Source organism: Pseudoalteromonas sp. MMG012 (assembly GCF_018100875.1).
Classification (GTDB): domain Bacteria; phylum Pseudomonadota; class Gammaproteobacteria; order Enterobacterales; family Alteromonadaceae; genus Pseudoalteromonas; species Pseudoalteromonas aurantia.
In genome coordinates, this window is record NZ_JAGJEF010000190.1 from 1 (window position 1) to 1,277 (window position 1,277).

2 protein-coding genes are annotated in these 1,277 nt (G+C 39.6%); both read right to left on the minus strand.

Annotated features, from left to right (window positions below):
• Window positions 1–502: 502 nt before the first annotated feature.
• Entirely contained in the window at window positions 503–871 is a 369-nt protein-coding gene (locus J8L97_RS22935; RefSeq protein ID WP_210997413.1) for a hypothetical protein, read from the minus strand.
• Between the two features lie 9 nt (window positions 872–880).
• Window positions 881–1,277: hypothetical protein (locus J8L97_RS22940; protein ID WP_211053032.1), on the minus strand; the 397-nt coding region annotated here is incomplete at its 5' end.

Genomic DNA, 1,277 nt, shown 5'->3' on the forward strand with positions numbered 1-1,277 from the left:
TATAACGTATGTACTAGGCAAAGTTCTTCATATCACAAGATGATATTTTATCATGAGAATGTACTGTGGGTGCTATCCCGTGGCTTAAAATCATATATTACTGCGTATTTGTTCAAGGTATGATTCCCCCGAAAACGATACTCGCGATTTTCTGGCGCAGACTGAGAACTCGGCATGTCTATAAAACACCGAAATGTCGCGGTGATACAGGCTAAAAGTTTATCTAACATGGAGTAAGTATCCACATCTAAGTATGTACATCGTAGCGCTAATGGCTTTATGATGATGGCTTGATTAGGTATATGTAAGGGTTGATGTGTCGTTCTATCTATTACTATTATTAGTGACTTTTGCGTTATTTGGAGTGTCGGCAACTTACTTTTCGCGGTTTCTCTACGATTATTGGATTAAGAAAGAAATTAATGTTGTTTATATTTGGCGTGCGGGTGGATGTGCCCTAGTGATAATTGTATTGTCACTCGTAGGGCAATTGATAAGGTAGTTACTTGATCGTAAATGCTTCACATTTTTTATTAATACAGAGTGATTGAATAGGCAGTACTTGCTTACATACATCGACACTCGCTTGTTGCTTATTACTCATCTGCTCTTGTTTTGTTATCTGTGCAGCCATCTTTTCAACAAGGTCTTCGTTTAAACTTTTATTAGAATAGATCAAATATTCGCTAGGACCACCACAAGCAGGGCGCTCTCCGATACTGAGTACCTTACATTGAAAGCTTGCATCACAAGATTTATCTGCAATCAGAGTTGTCAATGAGGGGGAGGAGCCGTCGTTGTTATAGTTGAGAGGAGAGCTGGCACAGCCAGCTAAGAGTAAAATAGTTATTGAGTAAGCAATGCTTTTCATCATGGCTCCTTAGTAAGTCGCTTGTGCACTGCCTTCAATTTTAACACATTTGTTTTCAACACATTGGGTGCTTGGTTGCGTTAAGTGCTGACAAATACTGACCATACGGTTTTTTGCATTATACTGGCTTTCTAAATGAGTAATTTTACCAGCTAGTGTGGATACTTTATGTGGGCTTGCGTATTTTTTTGAGAAGACAAGGTAGCTACTAGGCCCGCCACATGCTCGACTACCTACTGGCATCACCTGACATTGTACGGTGTTGTCACACGTATTGTTTTTGGTTAGTTCAGTTAACTGCTTACGCACACTTACAAGATTTTCGTTTATTTTTGGCATTACTACTTGCGTATCGAGGCGTAGCTTGTTTGTTTGAGCTGTTTGAGCTGTTTGAGCTGTTTGAGCT

Bases quoted from the DNA above. Each gene is read 5' to 3' on its own strand.
- J8L97_RS22935 (WP_210997413.1), bottom strand. From the start codon at position 871: ATGAAAAGCATTGCTTACTCAATAACTATTTTACTCTTAGCTGGCTGT.